25 protein-coding genes, 1 pseudogene and 1 riboswitch are annotated in these 23,743 nt (G+C 69.6%); of the genes and pseudogenes, 9 read left to right on the forward strand and 17 right to left on the reverse strand.

Features of this window, described 5'->3' with window-relative positions; translation table 11 throughout:
• From TSO221_RS19475 to TSO221_RS19485, 3 genes and pseudogenes are all read right to left on the reverse strand, one after another.
• Positions 1-346 (reverse strand): annotated as a pseudogene (locus TSO221_RS19475) (flagellin); the annotation flags it as partial.
• A gap of 670 nt (positions 347-1,016) precedes the next feature.
• Complete coding sequence (locus tag TSO221_RS19480; RefSeq protein ID WP_109120277.1) at positions 1,017-1,907, reverse strand: LysR family transcriptional regulator; 891 nt, start codon at positions 1,905-1,907, stop codon at positions 1,017-1,019.
• A gap of 185 nt (positions 1,908-2,092) precedes the next feature.
• Entirely contained in the window at positions 2,093-2,869 is a 777-nt protein-coding gene (locus tag TSO221_RS19485) for an enoyl-CoA hydratase-related protein (RefSeq protein ID WP_109120184.1), read from the reverse strand.
• A 124-nt stretch (positions 2,870-2,993) separates the two neighbouring features.
• Between TSO221_RS19485 and TSO221_RS19490 the strand changes: the two genes are divergently transcribed.
• The 3 genes from TSO221_RS19490 (at position 2,994) to TSO221_RS19500 (ending at position 6,682) form a co-directional block, all read left to right on the forward strand.
• Positions 2,994-4,667: a peptide ABC transporter substrate-binding protein gene (locus TSO221_RS19490; protein ID WP_109120185.1), complete on the forward strand. Its 1,674-nt coding sequence runs from the start codon at positions 2,994-2,996 to the stop codon at positions 4,665-4,667.
• 148 nt (positions 4,668-4,815) lie between these two features.
• A complete protein-coding gene (locus tag TSO221_RS19495; RefSeq protein ID WP_109120186.1) occupies positions 4,816-5,781 on the forward strand; it encodes an ABC transporter permease in 966 nt (321 codons plus the stop codon).
• A gap of 10 nt (positions 5,782-5,791) precedes the next feature.
• Positions 5,792-6,682, forward strand: a complete 891-nt coding sequence (locus TSO221_RS19500; protein WP_109120187.1) for an ABC transporter permease — start codon at positions 5,792-5,794, stop codon at positions 6,680-6,682.
• Positions 6,683-6,789: 107 nt separating this feature from the next.
• On the opposite strand, the gene TSO221_RS19505 is transcribed toward TSO221_RS19500, so the two are convergent.
• From TSO221_RS19505 to leuC, 5 genes are all read right to left on the reverse strand, one after another.
• The gene (locus TSO221_RS19505; protein ID WP_109120188.1) at positions 6,790-7,962 is read right to left on the reverse strand and encodes a M20 aminoacylase family protein; all 1,173 of its coding nucleotides are present in this window, start codon (positions 7,960-7,962) and stop codon (positions 6,790-6,792) included.
• 12 nt (positions 7,963-7,974) lie between these two features.
• The gene (locus TSO221_RS19510) at positions 7,975-8,589 is read right to left on the reverse strand and encodes a glutathione binding-like protein (RefSeq protein WP_109120189.1); all 615 of its coding nucleotides are present in this window, start codon (positions 8,587-8,589) and stop codon (positions 7,975-7,977) included.
• A 96-nt stretch (positions 8,590-8,685) separates the two neighbouring features.
• Positions 8,686-8,976 (reverse strand): type II toxin-antitoxin system RelE/ParE family toxin, encoded by a 291-nt coding sequence (locus TSO221_RS19515; RefSeq protein WP_109120190.1) that lies wholly within the window; start codon positions 8,974-8,976, stop codon positions 8,686-8,688.
• The gene (locus TSO221_RS19520; RefSeq protein ID WP_109120191.1) at positions 8,973-9,236 is read right to left on the reverse strand and encodes a hypothetical protein; all 264 of its coding nucleotides are present in this window, start codon (positions 9,234-9,236) and stop codon (positions 8,973-8,975) included. The genes TSO221_RS19515 and TSO221_RS19520 overlap by 4 nt, the downstream gene beginning before the upstream one ends.
• A 106-nt stretch (positions 9,237-9,342) precedes the next feature.
• Positions 9,343-10,749, reverse strand: coding sequence for a 3-isopropylmalate dehydratase large subunit (gene leuC, locus TSO221_RS19525; protein ID WP_109120192.1), 1,407 nt, complete (start codon positions 10,747-10,749; stop codon positions 9,343-9,345).
• Between the two features lie 146 nt (positions 10,750-10,895).
• Here leuC and TSO221_RS19530 point away from each other — a divergent pair, with 146 nt between their 5' ends.
• The 3 genes from TSO221_RS19530 (at position 10,896) to TSO221_RS19540 (ending at position 12,519) form a co-directional block, all read left to right on the forward strand.
• Positions 10,896-11,087, forward strand: coding sequence for a hypothetical protein (locus TSO221_RS19530; protein ID WP_109120193.1), 192 nt, complete (start codon positions 10,896-10,898; stop codon positions 11,085-11,087).
• A gap of 63 nt (positions 11,088-11,150) precedes the next feature.
• A complete protein-coding gene (locus TSO221_RS19535) occupies positions 11,151-11,552 on the forward strand; it encodes a hypothetical protein (RefSeq protein WP_109120194.1) in 402 nt (133 codons plus the stop codon).
• Between the two features lie 61 nt (positions 11,553-11,613).
• Positions 11,614-12,519 carry an EamA family transporter gene (locus tag TSO221_RS19540; RefSeq protein ID WP_109120195.1) on the forward strand — a complete coding sequence of 302 codons (906 nt, stop codon included), beginning with the start codon at positions 11,614-11,616 and terminating at the stop codon, positions 12,517-12,519.
• Between the two features lie 37 nt (positions 12,520-12,556).
• On the opposite strand, the gene thiC is transcribed toward TSO221_RS19540, so the two are convergent.
• Positions 12,557-14,353: a phosphomethylpyrimidine synthase ThiC gene (thiC, locus tag TSO221_RS19545; protein ID WP_109120196.1), complete on the reverse strand. Its 1,797-nt coding sequence runs from the start codon at positions 14,351-14,353 to the stop codon at positions 12,557-12,559.
• 72 nt (positions 14,354-14,425) lie between these two features.
• A riboswitch (TPP riboswitch) is annotated at positions 14,426-14,558 on the reverse strand.
• Positions 14,559-14,660: 102 nt separating this feature from the next.
• Here thiC and TSO221_RS19550 point away from each other — a divergent pair.
• A complete protein-coding gene (locus TSO221_RS19550) occupies positions 14,661-15,032 on the forward strand; it encodes a BON domain-containing protein (protein ID WP_158284142.1) in 372 nt (123 codons plus the stop codon).
• 270 nt (positions 15,033-15,302) lie between these two features.
• Here the strand turns inward: TSO221_RS19550 and rplS are convergent, their stop codons facing one another.
• From rplS to ffh, 6 genes are all read right to left on the reverse strand, one after another.
• On the reverse strand, positions 15,303-15,698 hold the full coding sequence (rplS, locus tag TSO221_RS19555) for a 50S ribosomal protein L19 (protein WP_109120198.1): 396 nt from the start codon (positions 15,696-15,698) through the stop codon (positions 15,303-15,305).
• Between the two features lie 40 nt (positions 15,699-15,738).
• A complete protein-coding gene (gene trmD / locus TSO221_RS19560) occupies positions 15,739-16,536 on the reverse strand; it encodes a tRNA (guanosine(37)-N1)-methyltransferase TrmD (protein WP_109120199.1) in 798 nt (265 codons plus the stop codon).
• A complete protein-coding gene (rimM, locus tag TSO221_RS19565) occupies positions 16,533-17,075 on the reverse strand; it encodes a ribosome maturation factor RimM (protein WP_109120200.1) in 543 nt (180 codons plus the stop codon). The genes trmD and rimM overlap by 4 nt, the downstream gene beginning before the upstream one ends.
• A 120-nt stretch (positions 17,076-17,195) precedes the next feature.
• On the reverse strand, positions 17,196-17,549 hold the full coding sequence (gene rpsP, locus TSO221_RS19570; RefSeq protein WP_109120201.1) for a 30S ribosomal protein S16: 354 nt from the start codon (positions 17,547-17,549) through the stop codon (positions 17,196-17,198).
• Between the two features lie 46 nt (positions 17,550-17,595).
• On the reverse strand, positions 17,596-17,973 hold the full coding sequence (locus TSO221_RS19575; RefSeq protein WP_109120202.1) for a VOC family protein: 378 nt from the start codon (positions 17,971-17,973) through the stop codon (positions 17,596-17,598).
• Positions 17,970-19,379: a signal recognition particle protein gene (ffh, locus tag TSO221_RS19580; RefSeq protein ID WP_109120203.1), complete on the reverse strand. Its 1,410-nt coding sequence runs from the start codon at positions 19,377-19,379 to the stop codon at positions 17,970-17,972. Before ffh ends, TSO221_RS19575 begins: the two co-directional genes overlap by 4 nt.
• Positions 19,380-19,714: 335 nt before the next feature.
• Between ffh and TSO221_RS19585 the strand changes: the two genes are divergently transcribed.
• On the forward strand, positions 19,715-21,064 hold the full coding sequence (locus TSO221_RS19585; protein ID WP_109120204.1) for a pentapeptide repeat-containing protein: 1,350 nt from the start codon (positions 19,715-19,717) through the stop codon (positions 21,062-21,064).
• A gap of 8 nt (positions 21,065-21,072) precedes the next feature.
• Complete coding sequence (locus tag TSO221_RS19590; RefSeq protein WP_109120205.1) at positions 21,073-21,495, forward strand: VOC family protein; 423 nt, start codon at positions 21,073-21,075, stop codon at positions 21,493-21,495.
• A gap of 10 nt (positions 21,496-21,505) precedes the next feature.
• Here the strand turns inward: TSO221_RS19590 and TSO221_RS19595 are convergent, their stop codons facing one another.
• A complete protein-coding gene (locus tag TSO221_RS19595) occupies positions 21,506-22,201 on the reverse strand; it encodes a hypothetical protein (RefSeq protein WP_109120278.1) in 696 nt (231 codons plus the stop codon).
• Positions 22,202-22,958: 757 nt separating this feature from the next.
• The gene (locus tag TSO221_RS19600; RefSeq protein ID WP_247878133.1) at positions 22,959-23,723 is read right to left on the reverse strand and encodes a hypothetical protein; all 765 of its coding nucleotides are present in this window, start codon (positions 23,721-23,723) and stop codon (positions 22,959-22,961) included.
• Between the last annotated feature and the right edge of the window lie 20 nt (positions 23,724-23,743).

A 23,743-nucleotide genomic window follows, 5' to 3' on the forward strand; every position in this document is an offset into this window, starting at 1 on the left:
AGTCGTTGTTGTACTTCGTGCGCATGTCGGTGTTGAGGTTCTGGTCGGCCAGCTTGGTCAGCGTCTCGCGGGCCCGGGCCAGTCCGTCGGACACGTTGGTCGCCGCGGAGCTGAACACCGCGGTGGCGCCCTTGGCGACGTTGAGCTGGCTGTTGACGGCGTTGAGAACGCCCTTCTCCGACCGCAGCGACTGGGCAACCGCGAAGGCCGCGCCGTCGTCCACCGCATCGGCCACCTTGTAGCCGGTGGTGACGCGCTTCTGGGTCTTGTTGAGTTCGGTGACGGTGTTGTTGAGGGACTTGAGCGCAACGATGGCGCTCTGATTGGTGTTGACGGAGTTAACCATTTTGCCGCTCCTTCAGGTCAGCGAAATTTTCTCGCTGAACACAAAAAAGGATAACCCCACTCCCTTAGCACATGCAATTGTTTGCTCGTCGACTCGGCCGCAAGGCTGCGCATGGCTGCCGCCGCCGCCTCTCCCGCCCGCCTCGCGCAGGCAAAAAATTTGCCGCTAAGTCATTGACCTAGCGGCGAAGTTGAACAGGGAGGCTTCACGTCTGGGAGACACCGGACCGAAGCCCGGCCCCGGGTGCGACCCCGGGATGAAACGCCGGATGCTGCGTCGCAACACCCAACGCCCCAAATTTGAGCATTTCGCGCGGCGTGCGCTATTTACAATTCATTAATGCTACCATGCGTCCTCCGCATGGCTTGCAAGGGGCTGGAATCCTTGCCGGAATCCGACTTCCAATCGGGGTTCCACCAAAGAAGCATGCGGTCTTCACGCGGCTGGCGGCCACCGTCACCACCCCTTCGATTCGCCTCCGGACTCCGAGTCGATTCAGGCGCTTTTGGTTAAAATGCAATCTTTCTCGACGCCTCGACCGGCTGCAAGCCGCGCCGATTAAGGATGCGTAAACTTTTATGCGATTGTGCCGGACGCCGACCGGACGGGTGCGCGCCCGCGCACCTCGCCCGCTTCGCGGGAGAGGGCCGGGCGTGGGCGCTGGCTGGTATCAGAAGTGGCTCTCGGCGACCTTGCGCACGAGGAAATCGCGGAACACGGCGATGCGCTTGGAATGGCGCAGCTCCTCCGCGTAGACGAAGTAGGCGTCGACCTTGGGGCCAGTGACGTCGGGCAGCACCCGCACGAAGTCGCGGGCGTTCTCCACCAGGAAGTCGGGCAGCGCGGCGATGCCCAGCCCGCTTTCCACCGCGCGGTAGATGGCGTAGACGCTGTTGACCTGCAGCGCCGGGCGGCGCGAGCGCGCCACGCCCTCACCGACATCGAGGATCCAGTTGACGTTCGGCACCGGGGCGCGGACGTCCGGCGGGTAGGTGATGATGTCGTGCTCGGCCAGCTCGGCCGCGGTCTTCGGCAGCCCGCGCTTCTTGATGTAGCTCTGGTGCGCGTAGATGTGGAAGCGGATCGACATCAGGTGCCGCTGGATCAGGTCCGGCTGGCGCGGCGTGTTCATGCGGATGGCGATGTCCGCCTCGCGCATGGCGAGGTCCAGCTCGGTGTCGTCGATCAGCAGCGTCAGCTGGATGTCCGGGTAGATCGACAGGAATTCCTGGATGCGCGGCGTCAGCCAGGTCGACCCGAAGGCCACCGTGGTCGTCACCTTGAGCGGGCCCTTGGGGGTCTCCTTGCTCTCGGTGAGCATCGCCTCGGTCATCGACAGCTTGGCGAACACGTCGCGGGCGGTGCGGTGCAGCAGCTCGCCCTGTTCGGTGAGGATCAACCCGCGCGCGTGGCGGTGGAACAGCGGCACGCCGAGGCTCTCTTCCAACGCGCTGATCTGCCGGCTGACCGCCGACTGACTCAGGTTGAGAGATTCGCCGGCGTGCGTAAAGCTCCCTGCTTCGGCCACGGCATGGAACACCCGAAGCTTGTCCCAGTCCATCATCCTGTCCTGTTCGGCGTTGGCGGAGAACCGGCCCCCGCTCTTCTTTTGATTGGCTCGGCGCATAGTACGCCGACTTCCGTTATACCGTTAACGCAACACGAACGCACGTCCAACCGACGGAGATCGGCGTAAAAGCTGTGCAATACTGTGCGGAAAGCCCGTAAAGCCGCTGGAATTGCCGCTCACCGGCCGCCGAACACCGGCTTGCGCTTCTCCAGGAAGGCGCGGTAGCCCTCGCGGTAATCTTCGGTGCCGAAGCATTTGTAGCATTCGGCCAGTTCCGCGTCGGTCAGCGGCGCCGGGTCGGCGGCGCGGCCGACGAACGCCTTGTGCCAGCGCGCCGCCAGCGGGGCGCCGTCGGCGATGCGCCTGGCCGTCGCCGCGACCTCGGCGTCGAGTTCGCCGTCCGCCACCACGCGGTTGACCAGCCGCATCTCGCGCGCGAGGCCGGCGGCGAACACCCGGCCCTCCAGCAGGATCTCCAGCGCGAAGGGCCGGCCGACCACGTCGAACAGCAGCTTCAGCTCCGGCAGCGCCATGGAGATGCCGAGCCGGCTGACCGGCACGCCGAAGCGGCTGGATTCGGTGCAGACCCGCAGGTCGCAGGCCAGCGCCACCGCCAGCCCGATTCCCGTGCACGGCCCGTCGATGGCGGCCAGCGTCGGGGTCGGGCAGTCGCGGATCTGGAACATCACCGCGTCCATCAGCTCGCCGTAGGCCATCGCCTGTTCGGGGCTGCCGCGCTCGCTCTCGAACTCCGAGATGTCGGCGCCGGGGCTGAAGGCCCCGCCCGCGCCGCGCAGCACGATGATGCGCACCGCCCCGTCGGCCGAAAGCTCCGTCATGGCGTCGCGCAGGGCCAGCCACTGCGGCTTGTCGAAGGCGTTCAGCCTGCCGGGGTTGCTGAGCAGCACGGTGGCGACGACGCCGTCGCGCTCCACGGTCACGGTGCCGGCCATGCGGCGGTCTCCTGCTTCGGGCGAAAAACGGGCGGCGATGGTCGACCGCACCGCAGCATCGGTCAAGTGCTTTACCGCAACCGTGACGGCCCCCATAGTTCAGAAGGTCCAAACAGGGGGAACGATGCGACACGTTCTTGCCGTCCTCGCGCTCACCGCCGGCCTCATCGTCAATCTCGCCGCCGCCCCGGCCTTCGCGGCGCGCGACACGCTGACCATCGGCATCAGCCAGTTCCCGGCCAACTGGCACCCCTCCATCGAGCCGATGTCGGCCAAGCACTTCATCCTCGACGCCACGCGCCGGCCCTTCACCGTCTACGACGCCGACTGGAAGCTGGGCTGCCTGCTGTGCACCGCGCTGCCCAGCGTCGAGGCCGGCACCGCGGCGCTGGAGACGCGCGCCGACGGCCGCCAGGGTTACGCCGTCACCTACACCATCCACCCGGACGCCAGGTGGGGCGACGGCACGCCGATCACCACGAAGGACGTGCTGTTCACCTGGGAGGTCGGCCGGCACCCGCAGAGCGGCTTCACCAACGCCGACCTGTTCACCCGCGACATCGTCGGCGTCGACGCGAAGGACGACAAGACCTTCACCATCCACCGCGACAAGCCGCTGTGCACCTACGCGGAGATCAACGACTTCGCCGTGCTGCCGGCGCATCTGGAGAAGGCGGTGTTCGACTCCGACCCGGCCGCCTACCGCCAGCGCTCCAGGTACGAGACCGACACCACCAACCCCGGCCTGTGGTACGGCCCCTACCGGATCACCGCCATCGAGAGCGGCGCGCACGTGGTGCTGGAGCCGAACCCCAGCTGGTGGGGGCCTAAGCCGCCGTTCCGGCGCATCGTCGTCAAGGCCATCGAGAACACCGCGGCGCTGGAGGCCAACCTGCTGTCCGGCGGGCTCGACCTGATCCCCGGCGAGGCCGGCCTGCCGTTCGAGCAGGCGCTGGCCTTCGAGAAGAAGAACGGCGCCAAGTACAGCGTGATCTTCAAGCCCGGCCTGGTGTTCGAGCACATCGACCTCAACCTCGACAATCCCGTCCTGGCCGACGCGCGGGTACGCCGGGCGCTGCTGCTCGCGGTGGACCGCGGCGCGATCTCCAGACAGCTGTTCGAGAACCGGCAGCCGGTGGCGCACAACCAGGTCAACCCGCTCGACCGCGTGTACGTCGAGGACTTCCGCCACTACCCCTACGACCCCAAGGAGGCGGCGAAGCTGCTGGACGAGGCCGGCTGGGGCGAGAAGCGCGGCGGCACCCGCGTGAACGCCAAGGGGGAAAAGCTGTCGCTGGAGTTCATGACCACCGCCGGCAACCGCGCGCGCGAGCTGCTGCAGCAGGTGCTGCAGGCGCAGTGGAAGCAGGCCGGCGTCGAGGTGCGCATCGCCAACGAGCCGGCGCGCGTCTTCTTCGGCCAGACCCTGCACGAGCGCCGCCACAAGGCGATGGCGTTGTTCGCCTGGATCTCCTCGCCGGAGAACATCCCGCGCACGACCTTCCACTCGACCATGGTCCCGACGGCGGCCAACAACTGGTCGGGGCAGAACTACATGAACTTCAAGAACCCCGAGATGGACAGGATCCTCGACGACCTGGAGACGGTGTGCGAGCCGGCGGCCAACAAGCGCCTGTGGACCCGCCTGCAGCAGATCTACGCCGACGAGCTGCCGTCGCTGCCGCTGTTCTTCCGCGCCGACCCGCACATCCTGCCGAAGTGGATCGACGGCATCGTCCCGACCGGGCACGAGGCGTCGACCATGCTGTGGATCGAGACCTGGAAGGTGAAGGAGTGATGGGGGCGGACGCGTTTGCCCTCCCCCATCCCCGATGGGGGAGGGTTGGGTGGGGGCAGCGGCTTTCCGGAAAGGCCGTTGCCCCCACCCTTCCCATTTCATGGGCCCCTTCCCTCCCCCCGCGGAGCGGGGGGAGGGACTAGTCGCGATGACCCGCTTCCTCGCCTCCCGCCTGCTCCAGGCGCTGTTCGTGCTGCTGCTGATGAGCATGCTCGTCACCGTGCTGATCGCCCTGATGCCGGGCGACCCGGTGGACCTGATGCTCGCCGGCAACCCGAAGGCGACGGCGGCGGATGCGGCGCGGCTGAAGGCGCTGTACGGGCTCGACCGGCCGCTGTGGGAGCGCTACGCCAACTGGCTGGGCGCGGCGCTGACCGGCGACTTCGGCTATTCGCGGCTGTTCGCACAGCCGGTGCCGGCGGTGCTGCTGCCGCGGCTGGGCAACACGCTGCTGCTGCTGGGCGCGTCGTTCGTGCTGGCCGTCGCCATCGCGCTGCCGCTCGGCGTGCTGGCGGCGCGGCGTCCGTATTCCCTGCTCGACGACGCGGTGAACCTGTTCTGCTTCGCCGGCATCTCGGTACCGCCGTTCTGGCTGGCGCTGCTGCTGATCCTGCTGTTCGCGGTGACGCTGGGCTGGCTGCCGGCGTCGGGCATGGGGCCGGTGGGCGAGGACGGCTGGCTGGCGCGGCTGCCGCACTTCGTGCTGCCGGTGGCGACGCTGACGCTGGCCAGCGTCGGCGGCTACACCCGCTACGTGCGGGCATCCATGCTGGTGGAGCTGCGCCAGGACTACGTCCGCACCGCCCGCGCCAAGGGGCTGGAGGAGGGCCAGGTGGTGTGGCGGCACACGCTGCGCAACGCGCTGATCCCCATCGTCACCATCGTGGCGCTGGAGTTCGGCACGCTGTTTTCCGGCGCCCTGGTGACCGAAACCATGTTCGCGTGGCCGGGCATGGGCAAGCTGATCTACGACTCGATCATGGGCAACGACCTCAACGTGGCGCTGGTGGCGCTGCTGCTGGCGACGGCGACGACACTGGCCGGCAACCTGCTGGCCGACATGGCGTACGCGGCGCTCGACCCGCGCATCACCTTCAAGGACGTCCGCTCATGAGGGGCCGGTCGTGAGGAGCCGCTTCGCCGGGCGCTTCACCCGCCACCGCCTCGCCACCATCAGCGCCGTGGTGCTGGCGCTGCTCGCCCTGGCCGCCCTCGCCGCCCCCCTCGTCGAATCCGCGCTGGGCGTCGACCAGACCGCCGTCAGCCTGCTCGACCGCTACGCCCCACCCTCGTTCGAGCACCCGCTGGGCACCGACGAGCTTGGACGCGACGTGCTGGTGCGGCTGCTGTACGGCGGGCGGGTGTCGCTGTTCGTCGGGCTGGCGGCGGCGCTCGCCTCGGCGGTGATCGGCACGGCGATCGGGCTGCTGGCCGGCTATTTCGGCGGGCGGGTGGACGACGCCCTCATGCGGCTCACCGACGTGCTGATCGCGCTGCCGCTGCTGCCGCTGCTGATCGTGCTGTCCGCCATCGACCCGACGCGCCTGGGCGTCCCGGAGGACTGGGTTTCCGGCGAGGACGCCAGCCTGGGCCGCATCGTCGTGCTGGTGGCGCTGTTCGGCTGGACGACGGTGGCGCGGCTGGTGCGCGGGGCGACGCTGTCGGCGCGCCGGCGCGACTACGTGCGGGCGGCGGTGGCGCTGGGGGCGGGGAGCCGGCGCATCATGCTGGCGCACATCCTGCCCAACGTCGCCGCCCCCGCGGTGGTGGCGGTGACGCTGACGGTGGGCAACGTCATCCTGCTGGAATCGGTGCTGAGCTTCCTCGGCCTCGGCATCCAGCCGCCGTTGCCGAGCTGGGGCAACATGCTGACCAACGCGCAGGAACTGGTCTCCACCGCACCGATGCTGGCGGTGTGGCCGGGGTTGCTGATCTTCGTGACGGTGATCGCCGTCAACCTGCTGGGCGACGGGTTGCAGGACGCGCTGGACCCGAGGAGCGGAAGCTCCCGTTGACAATTTTCCTATTTATGGGCATGTTGTCTGGAGACAGGAGACGCCGCGGCGGGACGTGAACTGAACACCCCATGCACACTGTTCCACGGCGTTCCAAACTGTTCCACTCAGCTCCGCGGCAGCACCGTCTCCACCAGCGTCGCCCAGTAGCTGGCGCCCACCGGCAGCATCTCGTCGTTGAAGTCGTAGTGCGGGTTGTGCAGCGTGCAGCCCAGCCCGCTGCCGCCCTGCCCCAGCCAGACGTAGGCCCCCGGCGTCTCGTGCAGCATGTAGCCGAAGTCCTCCGCGCCCATGCTGGGCGGCGGGTTCCAGGTGACGTTGGCCGCGCCGACGACACGGGCCGCCACCTCGGCGGCGACCCTCGCCTCCGCCTCGCTGTTGACGGTGGGCGGATAGCCGGGGCGGATCTCCAGCCGCGCCGTGGCGCCGAAGCCCAGCGCGACGCTGGACGCCAGTCGGGCGAACTGCTCGTGGACGCGGGTACGGGTCTCCGGGCGGAAGGTGCGGATGGTGCCGTGCAGCAGCGCCTCGTTGGGGATGACGTTGAAGGTCGTCCCGGCCTGCACCCAGGTCACCGACACCACCGCGGCGTCCTGCGGGTCGGTGCCGCGGCTGACCAGGCTCTGCGCCGCCGTGAGGATGTGCGCGGCGACGAGCACCGGATCGACGCCCAGGTGCGGCATGGCGGCGTGGCTGCCCCGCCCCTCCACCGTGATGGTGAACTGGTCGGCCGCCGCCATCACCGCGCCCGGGTGCACCGCCATGGTGCCCGGCGGCAGGTCGGGCCAGTTGTGCATGCCGAACACCCGCTCCATGGGGAACTGCCGGAACAGCCCCTGCTCGATCATCGCGCGGGCGCCGGCCTTGCCCTCCTCGGCCGGCTGGAAGATGAAGTGCACGGTGCCGTCGAAGTTGCGCGTCTCCGCCAGATAGCGCGCCGCGCCCAGCAGCATGGTGGTGTGCCCGTCGTGGCCGCAGGCGTGCATTTTGCCGGGCGTGGTGGAGGCGTGCGCGAAGTCGTTGGACTCCGGCATCGGCAGCGCGTCCATGTCGGCGCGCAGGCCGATGGCGCGGCCGCCCCCGCCCCGCCCCGTCAGCGTGCCGACCACGCCGGTGCCGCCCAAACCGCGGTGCACCGCGATGCCGAACGCCTCCAGCTTCGCCGCCACGAGGTCGGCCGTGCGGTGCTCCTCGTAGGCCAGTTCCGGGTGCGCGTGGATGTCGCGCCGCCACGCGGTCATGTCGGCGTGAAACTCGGCGATGCGGTTGATGACGGGCATGGGGCCTCTTGCCTACTCCGGAACCGCCAGACCGCGCTGCACGGCGGGGCGGGCGATGATGGTGTCGTGCCAGCGCTTGATGTGCGGGTACCGCTCCAGCAGCCGCCCGCCCATGGACGCCGCCACGGCGATGAAGGTGAAGCACGAGATATCGGCGACCGAGTACTCGCCGGCAAGGTACTCCTCCTCCGCCAGCCGGTTGTCGAGCGCCTGGTAGCAGCGCAGCAGCTCGCTCTTGAACAGGTCGATGGCGTAGGGGATCTTCTCCGGCGCGCGGACCGAGAAGCGGAACATGTCCATCGCGGTGGGGCCGAGGTCGGAGATGCCCAGCATCATCCACGACAGCGCCTCGCCACGCGCCTCGCCCTGCGGCAGCAGGCGGCCGGTGTGCTCGGCGAAGTGCATGAGGATGGCGCCCGAGCCGAACAGCCGGCGCTGCACGCCGCCCGGCAGCTCCTCGACGATGGCCGGCATCTTGCCGATCGGGCTGATCTTCAGGTAGTCGGGCGACTTGGTCTCCCCGGCCGCGAGATCGAGCCGGTGCACGCGGTACTTCAGCCCCAGCTCCTCCAGCAGGATCGAGGCCTTGTGCCCGTTGGGCGTCGGGGATGTGTAGAGCGTGATCATCGCGGGCGATCCTCCCTGCGCTTCTTGCGTGTCCAGGACACGGGCCGTCCGTGCCACTGTCGCGCATTTGCGCGCGCCGCGCCAGAGGGCGAGGCTTCAGCGGGGCTGGGGACGGCGCGCGGCGTGGCGGACGGACTCGATGGAGACGTACGGGCCATCCACGGCCTGACGGACGCCGTAAAGGATGCAGTAGTCGTAATGCGCCACCGGCACGCGGCGATAGCCGCCGCCCCGATCCCTATACCGATACGGAAATCGCACGAGTGTGTTGGCCGTGACGAACGCAGCATCGTAGACCGCCCGGGCGGCGGTTGGATTGTCCGGCAGGATATACGCGAAGATTCGATAGGCCTCGGTCAGTGCCTTGTCGGCCCACCGGACCTTCATCGACGATAGGACCGCAACTTGGCTTCAAATTCCGGGAAGTTCGCGGGATCGAAGGTGCCAGCGGCAATCTGGTCGACGACTTCGCCCAGAATGGCCATGGCCTCTTCGTTGGAGAAGGTCCGACCCGCCGCGATGTCCTCCTCGGAGGCGCGGATGTCCTCCAGTTCCTCCGGCGTCAGGTCGGCCTCGGAAACCTCTTCGCCCCAAACGTCCTCGGGCAGGTCGTCGGCGGACGGCTTGGGCTGCGGTCGGCTGGACATGGCGTCCTCTCGTGCGGCGGCCCCATCAATATGGCACCGGGACTGGAAACGCGAAAGGGGGCCTTGCGGCCCCCTTCCCGTCCCGTCGCCGAAGCGCCGGAACCGTTCAGTGCAGCTCGCGCACGTCCGTCAGCTTGCCGGTGATGGCGGCGGCGGCGGCCATCGCCGGGCTGACCAGATGGGTGCGGCCGCCGCGGCCCTGCCGGCCCTCGAAGTTGCGGTTCGAGGTGGAAGCGCTGCGCTCGCCCGGCGCCAGACGGTCGGCGTTCATCGCCAGGCACATCGAGCAGCCGGGCTCCCGCCACTCGAAGCCGGCCTCGGTGAACACCGTGTCCAGGCCCTCCTGCTCCGCCTGCTCCTTGACCAGACCGGAACCCGGCACCACCAGCGCGCGGATGCCCGCGGCCACCTTGCGCCCCTTCGCCACCTCGGCCGCCGCCCGCAGGTCCTCGATGCGGCCGTTGGTGCACGAGCCGATGAACACCGTGTCCACCTTGACGTCGGTCAGCTTCTGGCCCGGCGTCAGGCCCATGTAGGCCAGCGCGCGCTCGACCGCGGCGCGCTTGCCCGGGTCGGCGACGTCGGCCGGGTTCGGCACGCTGGCGGTGATCGGCAGCACGTCCTCCGGGCTGGTGCCCCAGGTGACCTGCGGGACGATCTCGGCGGCGTTCAGCACCACCGTGGTGTCGTACACCGCGCCCTCGTCGCTGGGCAGCGTCTTCCACTGCTCGACCGCCTGCTCCCAGGCGCCGGCCTTCGGGGCCAGCGGGCGGCCCTTGACGTACTCGAAGGTCTTCTCGTCCGGCGCGATCAGGCCGGCGCGCGCGCCGCCCTCGATGGCCATGTTGCAGACCGTCATGCGGCCTTCCATGGACAGGCCGCGGATCGCCTCGCCGGCGAACTCGATGACGTGGCCGGTGCCGCCGGCGGTGCCGATCTTGCCGATGATCGCCAGCACGATGTCCTTGGCGGTCACGCCGGCCGGCAGTTCGCCGTCGACGCGGACCAGCATGTTCTTGGCCGGCTTCTGCAGCAGCGTCTGGGTGGCCAGCACGTGCTCCACCTCGGACGTGCCGATGCCGAAGGCGAGCGCGCCGAAGGCGCCGTGCGTGGCGGTGTGGCTGTCGCCGCAGACGATGGTGGTGCCGGGCAGCGTGAAGCCCTGCTCGGGGCCGACGATGTGCACGATGCCCTGGCGGACGTCGTCCATCGGGAAGTAGCGCACGCCGAAGTCGCGGGCGTTGGTGTCCAGCGCCTCGACCTGGATGCGGCTCTCCTCCTCGACGATGCCCTTGGCGCGGTCGGTGGTCGGCACGTTGTGGTCCGGCACCGCCATGGTCAGCTCCGGCCGGCGCACCTTGCGCCCGGCGGTGCGCAGCCCCTCGAACGCCTGCGGGCTGGTCACCTCGTGGACCAGGTGGCGGTCGATGTAGAGGATGCAGGTGCCGTCCTCCTGGCGGTGGACGACGTGGCTGTCCCAGATCTTGTCGAACAGGGTGCGCGGCTTGGACATCGTAACGGCTCTCTCTGGCAGGCGAACGGCATCGGTTTCCGGTCCGAGGGGCGCACAATAGCCATCTGGGCGCCGCGGGACAAGCGGACCTTCCGCAGGGCGGAACCCTATGCTAGCGTCCCGCCGTCCTTACGGAGCCTGCCCCCGTGACCGAAGCCCCTACCACAGACGACAGGGCGCGTTGCCCGCGCTGCGACCTGACCTACCCCGCCGACGAGCCGGGCTGCCCGCGCTGCCGCCGCATCCGCCAGAGCAACATCCTGATCGCCACCACCATGGTGATGCTGGTGATCCTGGCGCTGGTCGGCTGGCTGGGCATGCAGGTCCTGTTCATGTGATTGCGGGGTAGCCGCCGGCTTTCCGTTTGACGCCGGACCAACTTGTGTGGTGCAACCCCGCCCATGACCGACATTGCCGCGACCCCGTCCCGCACCTGCGGGGACTGCACCCTGTGCTGCAAGCTGATGGGCGTGCCCGAGCTGAAGAAGCCCTCGGCGCGCTGGTGCGCCTCGTGCGACCAGGGCAAGGGCTGCACCGTGTACGAGGAGCGGCCGCCGTCCTGCCGGAACTTCCAGTGCTTCTGGCTGATGGACGAGGCCTTCCCCGAAGAGTTCCGCCCCGACCGCATCCACGCGCTGGCGGCGTTCAACGACGCGCCGGACAGCTGCGTCCTGCACGTCGATCCCGCCCATCCCAAGGCGACGCGCAGCCCCGAGGTGCAGGCGCTGACCGACGCCCTGCTCAAGACCTACGCGCGGGTGTTCTTCGTGAGCGGCAAGGAAAGCGCGATGCTGACGCGCTGAGCGCGCATGACGCCTCCGCCGCCGCGCCGGGTACCATGCGCCGGAGGAAACGGGAGGCGGCATGACGGAGCAGGCGGCGGCCACGGCGCGCGCCACGCCGGGCGCGGCGATCTACGCGCAGCTCGGCGCGGTGGTGCTGTTCTGGGGCACCAACTGGCTGGTGATGAAGGCGGCGCTGCCCAACATCGGCCCCTTCACCTTCAACGCGTTGCGCATGAGCGGGTCGGCGCTGCTGCTGGCGGCGCTGCTGCCGGCCTTGCGGGCGCCGCTGCTGCCCAGGGCGGGCGAGCGCGCGCTGCTCGGCGTCATCGGTTTCCTGCAGATCGGCGGCATGCTGGGCCTGAGCACCGCCGGCCTGCAATGGGTGCCGCCGGGGCGCGCTGCCGTGCTGGTCTACACCATGCAGATCTGGGCGCTGCCGCTCGCCTTCCTGATCGCCCGCGAGCGGCCGTCGGGCCAGCGCATCCTCGGCGGGCTGCTGGCCTTCGCCGGGGTGCTGGTGTTCTTCAACCCGGCGCTGCTGGACTGGAGCGACCGCCGCGTGCTGCTCGGCAACGGGCTGCTGCTCGGCTCGGCGCTGTGCTGGGCGACGGCGGCCAGCCTGTACCGCCGACGGGTGTGGCGGACGCCGTTCTGGACGCAGACCTTCTGGCAGATCGCGGTCAGCGCGGCGGTCATGACCCCGGTGGCGCTCGCCCTGGAAGCCGGGCAGCCGGTCACCTGGGCGCCGGCGCTGCTCGGCGCGTTGATCTACAACTGGCTGATCGGCACGGCGCTCTGTTACTGGTGGTGGTCGAAGGCGCTGGCGGTGATGCCCGCCGCCCAGGCCGGGCAGATCGTCTGCCTGGTGCCGATCACCGCGCTGCTGGAGAGCGCGGCGATCTTCGGCGAGCCGCTGAGCGTCGGCGTGCTGCTCGCCGTCGGGCTGATCGCCGCGGGGATCGCGCTGACGGCACGGGCGAAATAGGTCCCTCCCCCGCCGGAGACGGGAGAGGGACAAAAGGTCATTCCGCCGCGCGGTAGATCTCCCCGCCCTGGGACCGGAACGTCTCCGCCATCTCGGCCATGCCGGAGTTGGCGTAGTCCCGCACCTCCTGGGTGATCTTCATCGAGCAGAACTTCGGCCCGCACATCGAGCAGAAGTGCGCCACCTTGGCCCCTTCGGCCGGCAGCGTCTGGTCGTGGAAGCGTTCCGCCGTCTCCGGGTCCAGCGACAGGTGGAACTGGTCGCGCCAGCGGAACTCGAAGCGCGCGCGGCTCAGCGCGTCGTCACGCTCCCGCGCCGCCGGGTGGCCCTTGGCGAGGTCGGCGGCGTGCGCAGCGATCTTGTAGGTCACCACGCCCACCTTGACGTCGTCGCGGTCCGGCAGCCCCAGGTGCTCCTTCGGCGTGACGTAGCAGAGCATCGCCGTGCCGAACCAGCCGATCATCGCCGCGCCGATGCCGCTGGTGATGTGGTCGTAGCCCGGCGCGATGTCGGTGACCAGCGGCCCCAGCGTGTAGAACGGCGCCTCGCCGCACAGCTTGAGCTGCTTGTCCATGTTCTCCTTGATCTTGTGCATCGGCACGTGGCCGGGGCCTTCGATCATGGTCTGCACGTCGTGCTTCCAGGCGATCTTGGTGAGTTCGCCCAGCGTCTCCAGTTCGGCGAACTGCGCGGCGTCGTTGGCGTCGGCGATCGAACCCGGGCGCAGGCCGTCGCCCAGCGAGAAGCTGACGTCGTACGCCTTCATGATCGCGCAGATGTCCTCGAAGTGCGTGTAGAGGAAGTTCTCCTTGTGGTGCGCCAGGCACCACTTGGCGAGGATCGAACCGCCGCGCGAGACGATGCCGGTCACCCGCCTGGCGGTCAGCGGGATGTGGGCGAGGCGCACACCGGCGTGGATGGTGAAGTAGTCCACCCCCTGCTCGGCCTGCTCGATCAGCGTGTCGCGGAAGATCTCCCAGGTCAGGTCCTCGGCCTTGCCGTTGACCTTCTCCAGCGCCTGGTAGATCGGCACGGTGCCGATGGGCACGGGCGAATTGCGGATGATCCACTCGCGCGTGGTGTGGATGTTGCGGCCGGTGGACAGGTCCATCACCGTGTCGGCGCCCCAGCGGATTGCCCACACCATCTTCTCCACCTCCTCGCCGATCGAGGACGCCACGGCGGAGTTGCCGATGTTGGCGTTGATCTTGGTGAGGAAGTTGCGGCCGATGATCATCGGCTCGGCTTCCGGATGATTGATGTTCGAGGGGATGATGGCCCGGCCGCGAGCGATCTCGTCGCGCACGAACTCCGGCGTAATGACATCGGGGATGCTGGCGCCGAACGATTCGCCGTCGCGCGCCTGCTCCAGGGCTACGGCGCGGCCGAGGTTCTCGCGGATGGCGACGTACTCCATCTCCGGCGTGACGATGCCGGCGCGGGCATACGCCATCTGCGTCACCGCGCGGCCCGGCTTGCCGCGCAGCGGACGGCGTTCCGAGCCGGGATGGACGTCGAGGTTGCGCGCCTCGTCGGGGCGCAGGCCGTCGTCTTCGGGGCGGACGGCGCGGCCGTCGTATGCCTCCACGTCGCCGCGGCCGTGGATCCACGCCTCGCGCAGGGCCGGCAGGCCCTTGCGGATGTCCACCGCGGCCTCGGGATCGGTGTAGGGGCCGGAGGCGTCGTACACCCGCACCGGCGGCTCGCCGCCGCCGACGCAGATCTCGCGCATGGCGACGCGTACACCCCGCTCGCCCGGCACGTACACCTTCTGCGAGGCGGGCAGCGGCCCGGTGGAAACGGAGAAGTTGGGATCGGTGAGGTCTCTGGGCACGCTCGGTCTCCTTCGTGGTCGAGGAGATCCGGTCACAGGTGCGGAAGAAGGTGCGGGTGTGGTGGTGCTTCGGCGCCCGCAGCGGTTCCCTCCCTTCGCCGGTATGAGCCGGATCAGGTTCGAAGGGTCACCACGTCGCCGGGACCCTGTCTGGGCCTTGGCCGGTGGTATCTCAGCCCCCTACGGGACCCCCCTGGAACGAGGCGCCATGCTGGGCCGGTTGCGAGGCGTTGTCAAACACGAAAGGAACCGACCCCGCCACCGCACCGTTGGTTTCCGTATGGTGGCAGCCGGGGGAGACAGACCCATGTTCAGGCACGAGGAATCGGACGACGACGCGCGCATCCGCCGCGAGGTCACCCAGCACCTGACCGACGACGAGTACGTCGATGCGCACGACCTGGAGGTGACGGTCCACCACGCCGCGGTGACGCTGACCGGCAGCGTCGGTTCGGTGGAGCAGGGCCACCGGGCAGCGGACTTGGCGGCACGGGTCCACGGCGTGGCGCAGGTGATCGACCGCCTGGGACTGCGCCGCACCGCGCAGGCGGCGCAGGCGATGGGCGAACTCGGCTCCAGCCCCGCCGACCCCGAGACGCGCACGCCCGGCGTGGTCGGCGACATGAACGAGCCGGCGACGCTGAAGGAAGCGCACACCAATTCGCTGACGCGGCGGTAAAGGCGCGGTTTTTGCGGGGACAACCCGGTTCACACGGATTTCACGGATTGAGGCACGGATTACACGGACTTTCTTTTGTTCTTGCGGCGTGCCCGCTGGCCCGCAAGCCGATGCCGCGCAAGCAAAACAGATCCGTGTAATCCGTGCCTCAATCCGTGAAATCCGTGTAGCCCCTGTTGTCCCCAAGGCGCAGACACGCGCCCAACGCCGAACGCCCGCCGCAGGTTTCCCCACGGCGGGCGCCGGTAACTTTCACCAAGACCGGGCGGATTACTCCGCGGCGGCGGCGGGCTTGTTCATGCCGCGGCCGGTGGTGCGCTCCGAGATGCGGGCCGACTTGCCGCGGCGATCGCGCAGGTAGTACAGCTTGGCGCGGCGGACGTCGCCCTTGCGGACCAGCTCGATCGAGTCGATGCGCGGGCTGTACAGCGGGAACACGCGCTCCACGCCCTCGCCGTAGCTGATCTTGCGCACGGTGAACGAGGAGTTCACGCCGGCGTTCTTGCGGGCGATGCAAACGCCCTCATAGGCCTGGACGCGCTCGCGCGTGCCCTCGACGACCTTCACGTTCACGCGGAGCGTATCGCCCGGCGAGAATTCCGGGATGGCCTTGTCGCCAAGGACCTTCTGGATCTGCTCCTGCTCGAGCTGCTGCAACAGGTTCATGACACTACCCCTTTTCCTCGGCGCGCCTCGCGGCGGACCGTCACTCCGTCGTTCCACTCGGCCTGCGTCTGCGGGCCCGTTTCTCCGGCACCGGACGACTCGCTTCGTAGCGGGACCACAGGTCGGGCCGCCGGGCCCGGGTGATCCGCTCCGCCTCGGCGAGCCGCCAGGCGCGAACCTTCTCGTGGTGGCCAGAGAGAAGAACCTCCGGCACCGTCCGCTCCACACCCAGCCCGTCGCTCCAGACGGCGGGCCGCGTGTAGTGGGGGTATTCGAGCAACCCCCGTTCGAAACTCTCGTCGTCGGCCGTCGCCACGTTCCCCATGACGCCGGGCAGCAAGCGCACCACGGCATCGATCAGGGCAAGCGCGGCCGGCTCGCCGCCGGACAGCACGAAATCGCCGAGGCTGACCTCCTCGACCCCGTGCGCTTCCAGCACCCGTTCGTCGACCCCCTCGTAGCGGCCGCAGAGCAGCGTCACGACCGGGGTCGCGGCCAGCTCCTTGACCAGGGCCTGGTCCAGGACCCGGCCGCGCGGCGACAGGTAGATCACCCGGCCGCGCCCTTCCACACCCGGCGGTCCGCAGGTTTCGGTGAAGACGGCGTCCAGGACGTCCGGCCGCATCACCATACCCGCGCCCCCGCCGAAGGGGGCGTCGTCAACGGAGCGGTGTTTATCGCGCGCAAAATCACGAATGTCCACTGATTCCAGCGACCACACGCCATTTTCCAGCGCCTTGCCGGCCAGGCTGTGACCCAGCGGCCCGGGGAACATCTCCGGGAACAGGGTCAGCACCTTGACGGTCCAGGCGAGCGGGCCGGCGGCGCCGTGATTCACGGCTCCGACTCCTCTTCACCCTTGCCGTCGGGCCTGGCTTCCACCACCGCGGGCGGATCGACGACGACCCGTCCACCGTGCACGTCCACCACCGGCACGCAGGCCTTGGTGAACGGCAACAGCTCCGTGGCGCCGGCCTCCGTGCGGATCTCCAGCACGTCGCCGCCGCCGAAATCGTAGATCGCCAGCACCGTGCCGAACGGCTCTCCCCCCGTCGTCTCGGCCCGCAGGCCGATCAGGTCGGCGTGGTAGAACTCGTCCTCGTCCCCAGTGTCCGGCAACGCCGCGCGGTCGACGTACAGGCGTACGCCGGCCAAGTCCTGCGCCTGCTCGCGGGTGGCGATTCCCTCCACGCGGGCGAGCCACAGGTCCTTCACGGTGCCGTTCAGCGACACCTTGAAGGTGCGCCGGCCGGATTCGTCGGTCAGCGGGCCGTACGCGACCACGGCCTTGGGATCCCCGGTGAAGCTGCGCAGCTTCACGAGACCCCGGACGCCGTGCGAACCGGCGAATTGGCCGATGCAGACCTTGGTGGACATGGCGTTTCGCGAACTCTTGCCCCCACCCCAGCCCTCCCCCGCTTCGCAGGGGAGGGAGCTTTATTCCCCTCCCCTGCGAAGCGGGGGAGGGGTAAGGGGTGGGGGCAATGCCCCTGGACCTTACTCGCCGGCGGCAGCCGCGGCGGCGGCAGCGGCCTTGGCGCGCTCCTGGGCCTTGGCCTTCGGGGCGGACTTCTTCGGGGTCTCGCGGATGGCCGGCTTCTCGACCAGGCCGGCGTTGGCGAAGAACAGCACGACGCGGTCCGTCGGCTGGGCGCCGACCGACAGCCAGTGCTTGGCGCGCTCGGCGTCGAACTGGATGCGCTTCTCGTCCTCGCGCGGCAGCATCGGGTTGTAGGTGCCGATCTTCTCGATGAAGCGGCCGTCACGCGGGCTGCGGGCGTCGGCGACGACGATCGAGTAGAACGGGCGCTTCTTGGCGCCACCGCGGGCCAGACGGATCTTCAGAGCCATAGTCGGAAACTCTCTTCTTCTCAGGTGGTTAAACGAAATCCGCCGGTCAGGCGGGGAGATGGCAGACCGCCTCGATCCGGTTTCCGTCCGGGTCGATGACGAATCCGGCGTAGTAGTCGGGGTGGTAGCGCGGCCGCAGGCCCGGCGCGCCGTTGTCCTGTCCGCCGTGCGCCAGCGCCGCGGCGTGGAAGGCGTCCACCGACTCGCGGTCCTCGGCGCGGAAGGCGATGTGCACGCCGGGGCAGCCGCCTTCGGCCTCGCCCTCGGCCGGCACGCCGATCCAGAAATGCGGGTGCTGGTCGCCGTAGCCGGCGGCCTGCCCGTAATCCATCATGCGGCGGTAGCCGACGGTCGCCAGCACGGCGTCGTAGAACGCCTTGGCGCGTCCGATGTCGGCCACGGGCAGCGAGATGTGGTCGATCATCCGAACGGCCCCTTCCCGCCACCGCCGAACGGGTTGCCGCCGCCGAACCCGCCCAGCCCCTTGGGCAGCAGGTTGCCGAGGCCGCCGCGCAGCATGCCCTTCTTACCCAGCTTCTGGACCTGCTTCATCATGGTGCGCATGTCGTCGAACTGCTTGAGGAGCTTGTTGACCTCCTGCACCGACGTGCCCGAACCGGCGGCGATGCGCTTGCGGCGCGACGCCTTGATCACCTCGGGGTTCTTGCGCTCCTTCTTGGTCATCGACGAGATGATCGCCTCCTGGCGCTTGATCATCCTGTCGTCGATGTTGGCGTCCTTGAGCTGGTTCTTGATCTTGCCGATGCCCGGCAGCATGCCCATCAGCCCCGACATGCCGCCCATCTTGCGCAGCTGCTTGAGCTGGCTGGCCATGTCGTCGAGGTCGAAGCCCTGGCCCTTCTCGAACTTGCGGGCGAGCTTCTCGGCCTCCTCCTGGTCGATGGTCTCGACCGCCTTCTCGACCAGCGACACCACGTCGCCCATGCCGAGGATGCGGCCGGCGATGCGGTCGGGGTGGAAGGGCTCCAGCGCGTCGATCTTCTCGCCGACGCCCAGCAGCTTGATCGGCCGCCCGGTGATCTGGCGCATGGACAGCGCAGCACCACCGCGGGCGTCGCCGTCCACGCGGGTCAGCACGATGCCGGTGATGCCGACCTTGTCGTTGAAGTTGGTGGCGACCGTCACCGCGTCCTGGCCGGTCATCGCGTCGGCGACCAGCAGCGTCTCGACCGGCTTGGTGGCGTCGCGCACGGCGACCACCTCGGCCATCAGCTCCTCGTCGATGGCGAGGCGCCCCGCGGTGTCGAGCATCACCACGTCGTAGCCTTCGAGGCGGCCGGTCTCCAGCGCCCGCCGGGCGATGTCCACCGGGCCCTGGCCCATCAGGATGGGCAGCGTGGCGACGCCGATCTGCTCGCCCAGGACCTTCAGCTGCTCCTGCGCGGCCGGACGGCGCACGTCCAGCGACGCCATCAGGACCTTCTTGCGCTCCTTGGTCTTGAGGCGCAGCGCGATCTTGGCCGTCGAGGTCGTCTTGCCCGAGCCCTGCAGGCCGACCATCAGGACCGGCACGGGTGCTGCGGCGTTGAGGTTGATCTCCTCGCCGGCGCCCAGCATCTCCACGAGGCTGTCGTGGACGATCTTGATGACCTGCTGGCCCGGCGTGACGGAGCGCAGCACCTCCTGGCCGACGGCCCGCTCCTTGACCTGGGTGACGAACTGCTTGACCACCGGCAGGGCGACGTCGGCCTCCAGCAGCGCGACGCGCACCTCGCGCAGCGCGGCGGAGACGTCCTCCTCGGTCAGCGCGCCGCGGCGGCGCAGCTTGTCGAAGATGTCGCCCAGGCGTCCGGTCAGGCCTTCGAACATCGGGTCCTCAAAGCTCCAAAGCGCCCCGCCGCAATCTCGAACACACATGGCCCCAAACGCTTTCAAGCCAGTGCGCGAAACTCGCGGACTGGCGGGTGCCCATGGGCACGGCGTCGAGACATCGACGGTGGCTGGAGGCGCGACAATACGGATACGCGCGTGCGGAGTCAACCAATCCGGCCGGCAATCCGGCCCACCGTTTCGGCCGGTCGTCAATAGGCCCAATGTCCGTGTGGTCTTACCGCCTTGATTTGAATAAATTCTCAAGTCCGGTTAACGCTTTATTCGGGGCTTGAGCGCAAGCTTCCCGCCTCACCATGCAAAGGCTCGCCGCGATGTCGACATCGCAAGGTTTCGGTTCGAACTCGCCGCGCACCAAGCTCACGCAGAGCCAGCTGAACGCCATCCTGATGCGCCACCAAGCTTTCCGGAAAAGCCAGCCGGGCGGCGTGCGCGCCAATTTGAAGATGCGCGACCTGTCGCACCTCGACCTCTCCGGCATCGACCTCTCCGACGCCGACCTCTCCGGCGCCAAGCTGTTCAGCGCGCGCCTGACCGGCGCCAACCTGCAGAACTGCAACCTGTACGCCGCCGACATGCGGCTGGCCAACCTGGAGAAGGCCGACCTGCGCCGCGCCGACCTGCGCGGCGCCTGCCTGCGCGGCGCCGTGCTGAGCGAGGCGATCCTGGTCGAGGTGGACCTGCGCGACGGCACGCTGCTGCACTACACCGAGAGCGGCGACGTGCGCGAGCACGCCTTCGACAACGTGCTGAACGCCGAGCTGACCGCCGCCACCATGCGCAACGCCGACCTGTCGCGGGCGAAGCTGGCCAACTCCTTCGTCATGCAGACCGACCTGACCGACTCCATCCTGCGCGGCACCAAGTTCCAGCGCGCCAACCTGACCAACGCCAACCTGACCGGCTGCGACCTCACCGACGCCGACCTGTCGGAGGCCAACCTGTCCGGCGCCCGGCTGTCCGGCGCGGTGCTGACCGGAGCGGCGATCGGACGGGCCAACTTCACCAACACCAACCTGATCGGCGCCATCCTCGATTCGGGCCAGCTGCGCTCGCCCAACCTCGCCGGGGCGGTCACCGCCAAGGTGCTGGAGAACGCCGACGAGGAGCTGAAGGCGATCATCGCCGCGCACCTCGCCTGGATCGACAGCGGCGGCAAGGAGGGCAAGCGTGCCGACCTCTCCGCGCTCGACCTGTCGGGCAAGGCGCTGGACGGCGTCAACCTGTCGGCCGGCATCCTGCAGTGCATCACGCTGCGCGGCGCCTCGCTGGCCGGGGCGTCGCTGGCCATCGCCGACATGTCGCTGGCCGACCTGCGCAAGGCGAACTTCTCCGGCGCCGACCTGCGCGGCATCAACTTCGAACGCGCCACGCTGTCCAACGCCAACCTGACCAACGCCAAGCTCGGCCCCGTCCACATCCAGACCATGAGCGGCCACGTCTGGCGCGCCAACCTGCAGCGCGCCCGCCTGGGCATGGCGACGCTGACCGGGGCCGACCTGCACAAGGTCAACCTGAGCGGCGCCAACCTTGTGGGCGCCGACCTGCGCGGCGCCAACCTGGCCGAGGCCGATCTGACCGGCGCCGACCTGACCGGCGCCGACATCGAGGCCGCCAACTTCACCGACGCCGTCCTCGACGACGTCATCGGCCTGAACCGCTGAGCCCCGCCATGGAACCGCGGCTGTCCCTGGTCACCCTGGGCGTCGCCGACGTGGCGCGCAGCCGCGCCTTCTACGAACGCCTGGGCTTCGTCGCCTCGCCGGCGAGCCAGGACAGCGTGGCCTTCTTCCCGGCGGGCGGAGTCGTGCTCGCCCTGTACGGCCGCGACGCGCTGGCCGAGGACGCCCATCTGCCGGCGGCGGGCAGCGGCTTTGGCGGCATCACGCTGGCCCACAACGTGCGCCGGCGCGAGGATGTGGCCGCCGTGCTGGCCGAGGCCGAGGCGGCCGGGGGCCGCATCCTGAAGCCGGCGCAGGATGTGTTCTGGGGCGGGCATTCCGGCTATTTCGCCGATCCCGACGGGCACCCCTGGGAGGTCGCCTGGAACCCGTTCTTCCCGCTCGCCGCCGACGGCCGGATCGAGCTGCCTTAAGCGCCGCCCGTCACCGCCGCGCCGTCCAGTCCCCGGAGCGGTAGGCGGTGCGCACGTGCTTGATCAGCAGGTTGCGCGCCTCGATCAGCTGAGCCATCCGCTGGCGGCACCCGACCATCCCGGTGTCCGGGTGGTAGACCGGCGCCAGCTCGCGGAAGCGGCGCACCACGCGGTCCTCGTCGAAGCACCACTCGTTGACGAAGCCGAACAGCGAGGCGGCGTCGCGCACCTGCGTCAGCCCGCCCTCCAGCGGCTGGAACGACACGCGCTCCAGCGCAGAGGCCAGCGCCTTGTTGCGGTACTCCAGCGTCTCCAGCCGGCCTTCCAGGCGCGACGCCTCGGCCGAGGGCACCAGTTTCCAGCCGTCCGCCGCGGCCAGCGCGGTGGCGAGCGCCCGGCGGATCGCGCCGTGGTCGTGGACCGTATCCAGCCGCAGGTCGAGCACCGCGTCCCCGGCGCCGGGGTCCGGCTCCGTTCCGGCGCCGAGCAGCAGCGCCGCGCCGGCCAGCGCCGCGGCGTCGCAGCCGCGCCGCGCCGCGAGGTCGAGCACGGCCGTGCGGAACACCGCGGGACAGGAGATGCTGTGCAGCACACCGCGCACCGGCAGCGAGACGCCCGCGGCGGCGAACGCGTCGACAACGGAGGCCCTGTGCACGTCGGACCGGCGGTCCAGCGCGTCCATCGGGAATCCATCGGGAGCGGTCATCAGCGGCACCAAGGCGTAGTGCGTGCGGGGCGAGTCTAACGCAAGACCTGGATTCCGCGCAACCGTCGTCCGAGTCGCGCCATCGGGCGGAGCCGCGACATAATGGCAACGCGCGCTGTGGCGCCGTCGCCACATCCGCCTGGAAGCGAAACCGCCGCCGGTGGCCGCAGACCTTGCGAGCGTCAATGGTAAGCCATTGATTCAAGCTGGGAAAGCGCGCGTGCAGGGTACCGACGCCGGCCGGCTCGGCGGGATGGTATACTCCCACGGAGGGGGTCCGGCCGTTCCCCTCCCCTCCCACACCGTTGGCCGGCGCCGCGCCCGCGCTCATGCTCCCGACAAAAGCACTGCACGGCGGACCGGAGAGAGGGGTACGGCGCGATGGACGAAACACTCCCACCACGAAACGGGCGCCCGCACTGTTTCGCCTGCGGCCAGCCGGTGCGCTGCGGCGAGCCGCACTGGGCCGGCGATCGCGAGGGGCGGCCTTGGCACTACACCTGCGCGGAGAAGGCCGGGCTGACCTGGTCGTGGGTCCGCCATCTTTTTCCCTCCCCCAGCCCTGCTGGGGGCGTGGAGCCGGTGCCGGAGGCAATGAGCGCCGAAGGCGATCAGAGGCGGAACGCGGTCGCCCGACTTGCGGACGACCGGTGGTCAGGGTGGGGGCAACGGCTCCTGGGCGAGGCCGTAGCCCCCACCCTCCCGCTTCGCGGGTCCCTCCCTCCCCCGCCGGAGGCGGGGGAGGGCTCAAATTCCCTTACCGCGGCGCCGGCAGCGGCTCCCGGGTGACCTTGTCGGTGCGGGCGGCGCGCGGCGTCTCCTCCGCGCCCGAGGGCTGGGCGAGCGGCAGCTTTCCCGACGGCTTGCCGCCCGCCGGCAGGCGGGCGAGGATGTCGCTGATGTACGCGTCCTCGGTCTTGCCGGACATCGCGGCGAAGCCGCGCAGCATCTGCCCGCCGTAACTGAAGACGTTGGTCAGGTCGATGCGCCAGCCGCCGGCCTCGCGCACGAAGTCGGCGGGCACCAGCGCCGGCCGGTTGTCCACCAGCAGCAGCGCCGAGGCGCGGTCGCCCCTCACCCGCACCGGCCCCAGCGAACTCCGCGCGATCACGTTGGGGCCGAGCCAGCCCTGCTTCATCGCGTGGTCGGCGACGTCGCCCAGGCTCATGCGGCGCAGTTCGGCCGGCGGCAGGTGGCGGCGCAGGCCCATGGCGGCGAACTTCTCGCCGGGCTCCAGCCGGCCGATCGCGACCTGGTCGCCGTTGCGCGCCGCGACGCGCACCGTCTCCAGCTTCTGCACGGTGGCCTGCGAGAGCAGCGGCACCACCGCCGCGCCCTTGCCCTGGCGGAGCGCGCTGCGCGCCGTCTCGAACACGGCGGCGACCTGCCGCTCCTCCTCGCTCGGCTGCGGGGCCTGGGATTGCGCTGGGGATTGCGCCGGGGATTGCGGTGCCTGCGCCGGGGGCGCGGCGACGGCCGGGACGGCGGAGAGCAGGAAGACGGCGAACAGAATTCTGCGCATGGTCAAGCCCGAGGTTGCGG

Source organism: Azospirillum sp. TSO22-1 (assembly GCF_003116015.1).
In the GTDB taxonomy this organism is placed as follows: Bacteria; Pseudomonadota; Alphaproteobacteria; order Azospirillales; family Azospirillaceae; genus Azospirillum.

Bases quoted from the DNA above. Each gene is read 5' to 3' on its own strand.
- TSO221_RS19535 (WP_109120194.1), top strand. From the start codon at position 11,151: ATGACCGACATTGCCGCGACCCCGTCCCGCACCTGCGGGGACTGCACC.
- TSO221_RS19585 (WP_109120204.1), top strand. From the start codon at position 19,715: ATGTCGACATCGCAAGGTTTCGGTTCGAACTCGCCGCGCACCAAGCTC.
- TSO221_RS19600 (WP_247878133.1), bottom strand. From the start codon at position 23,723: ATGCGCAGAATTCTGTTCGCCGTCTTCCTGCTCTCCGCCGTCCCGGCC.
- TSO221_RS19595 (WP_109120278.1), bottom strand. From the start codon at position 22,201: ATGACCGCTCCCGATGGATTCCCGATGGACGCGCTGGACCGCCGGTCC.
- TSO221_RS19485 (WP_109120184.1), bottom strand. From the start codon at position 2,869: ATGGCCGGCACCGTGACCGTGGAGCGCGACGGCGTCGTCGCCACCGTG.
- leuC (WP_109120192.1), bottom strand. From the start codon at position 10,749: ATGTCCAAGCCGCGCACCCTGTTCGACAAGATCTGGGACAGCCACGTC.
- rplS (WP_109120198.1), bottom strand. From the start codon at position 15,698: ATGAACCTGTTGCAGCAGCTCGAGCAGGAGCAGATCCAGAAGGTCCTT.
- rimM (WP_109120200.1), bottom strand. From the start codon at position 17,075: ATGTCCACCAAGGTCTGCATCGGCCAATTCGCCGGTTCGCACGGCGTC.
- TSO221_RS19520 (WP_109120191.1), bottom strand. From the start codon at position 9,236: ATGTCCAGCCGACCGCAGCCCAAGCCGTCCGCCGACGACCTGCCCGAG.
- ffh (WP_109120203.1), bottom strand. From the start codon at position 19,379: ATGTTCGAAGGCCTGACCGGACGCCTGGGCGACATCTTCGACAAGCTG.
- TSO221_RS19490 (WP_109120185.1), top strand. From the start codon at position 2,994: ATGCGACACGTTCTTGCCGTCCTCGCGCTCACCGCCGGCCTCATCGTC.
- TSO221_RS19505 (WP_109120188.1), bottom strand. From the start codon at position 7,962: ATGCCCGTCATCAACCGCATCGCCGAGTTTCACGCCGACATGACCGCG.
- TSO221_RS19550 (WP_158284142.1), top strand. From the start codon at position 14,661: ATGTTCAGGCACGAGGAATCGGACGACGACGCGCGCATCCGCCGCGAG.
- TSO221_RS19575 (WP_109120202.1), bottom strand. From the start codon at position 17,973: ATGATCGACCACATCTCGCTGCCCGTGGCCGACATCGGACGCGCCAAG.
- TSO221_RS19480 (WP_109120277.1), bottom strand. From the start codon at position 1,907: ATGGACTGGGACAAGCTTCGGGTGTTCCATGCCGTGGCCGAAGCAGGG.
- TSO221_RS19510 (WP_109120189.1), bottom strand. From the start codon at position 8,589: ATGATCACGCTCTACACATCCCCGACGCCCAACGGGCACAAGGCCTCG.
- TSO221_RS19540 (WP_109120195.1), top strand. From the start codon at position 11,614: ATGACGGAGCAGGCGGCGGCCACGGCGCGCGCCACGCCGGGCGCGGCG.
- TSO221_RS19515 (WP_109120190.1), bottom strand. From the start codon at position 8,976: ATGAAGGTCCGGTGGGCCGACAAGGCACTGACCGAGGCCTATCGAATC.
- TSO221_RS19495 (WP_109120186.1), top strand. From the start codon at position 4,816: ATGACCCGCTTCCTCGCCTCCCGCCTGCTCCAGGCGCTGTTCGTGCTG.
- rpsP (WP_109120201.1), bottom strand. From the start codon at position 17,549: ATGGCTCTGAAGATCCGTCTGGCCCGCGGTGGCGCCAAGAAGCGCCCG.
- TSO221_RS19590 (WP_109120205.1), top strand. From the start codon at position 21,073: ATGGAACCGCGGCTGTCCCTGGTCACCCTGGGCGTCGCCGACGTGGCG.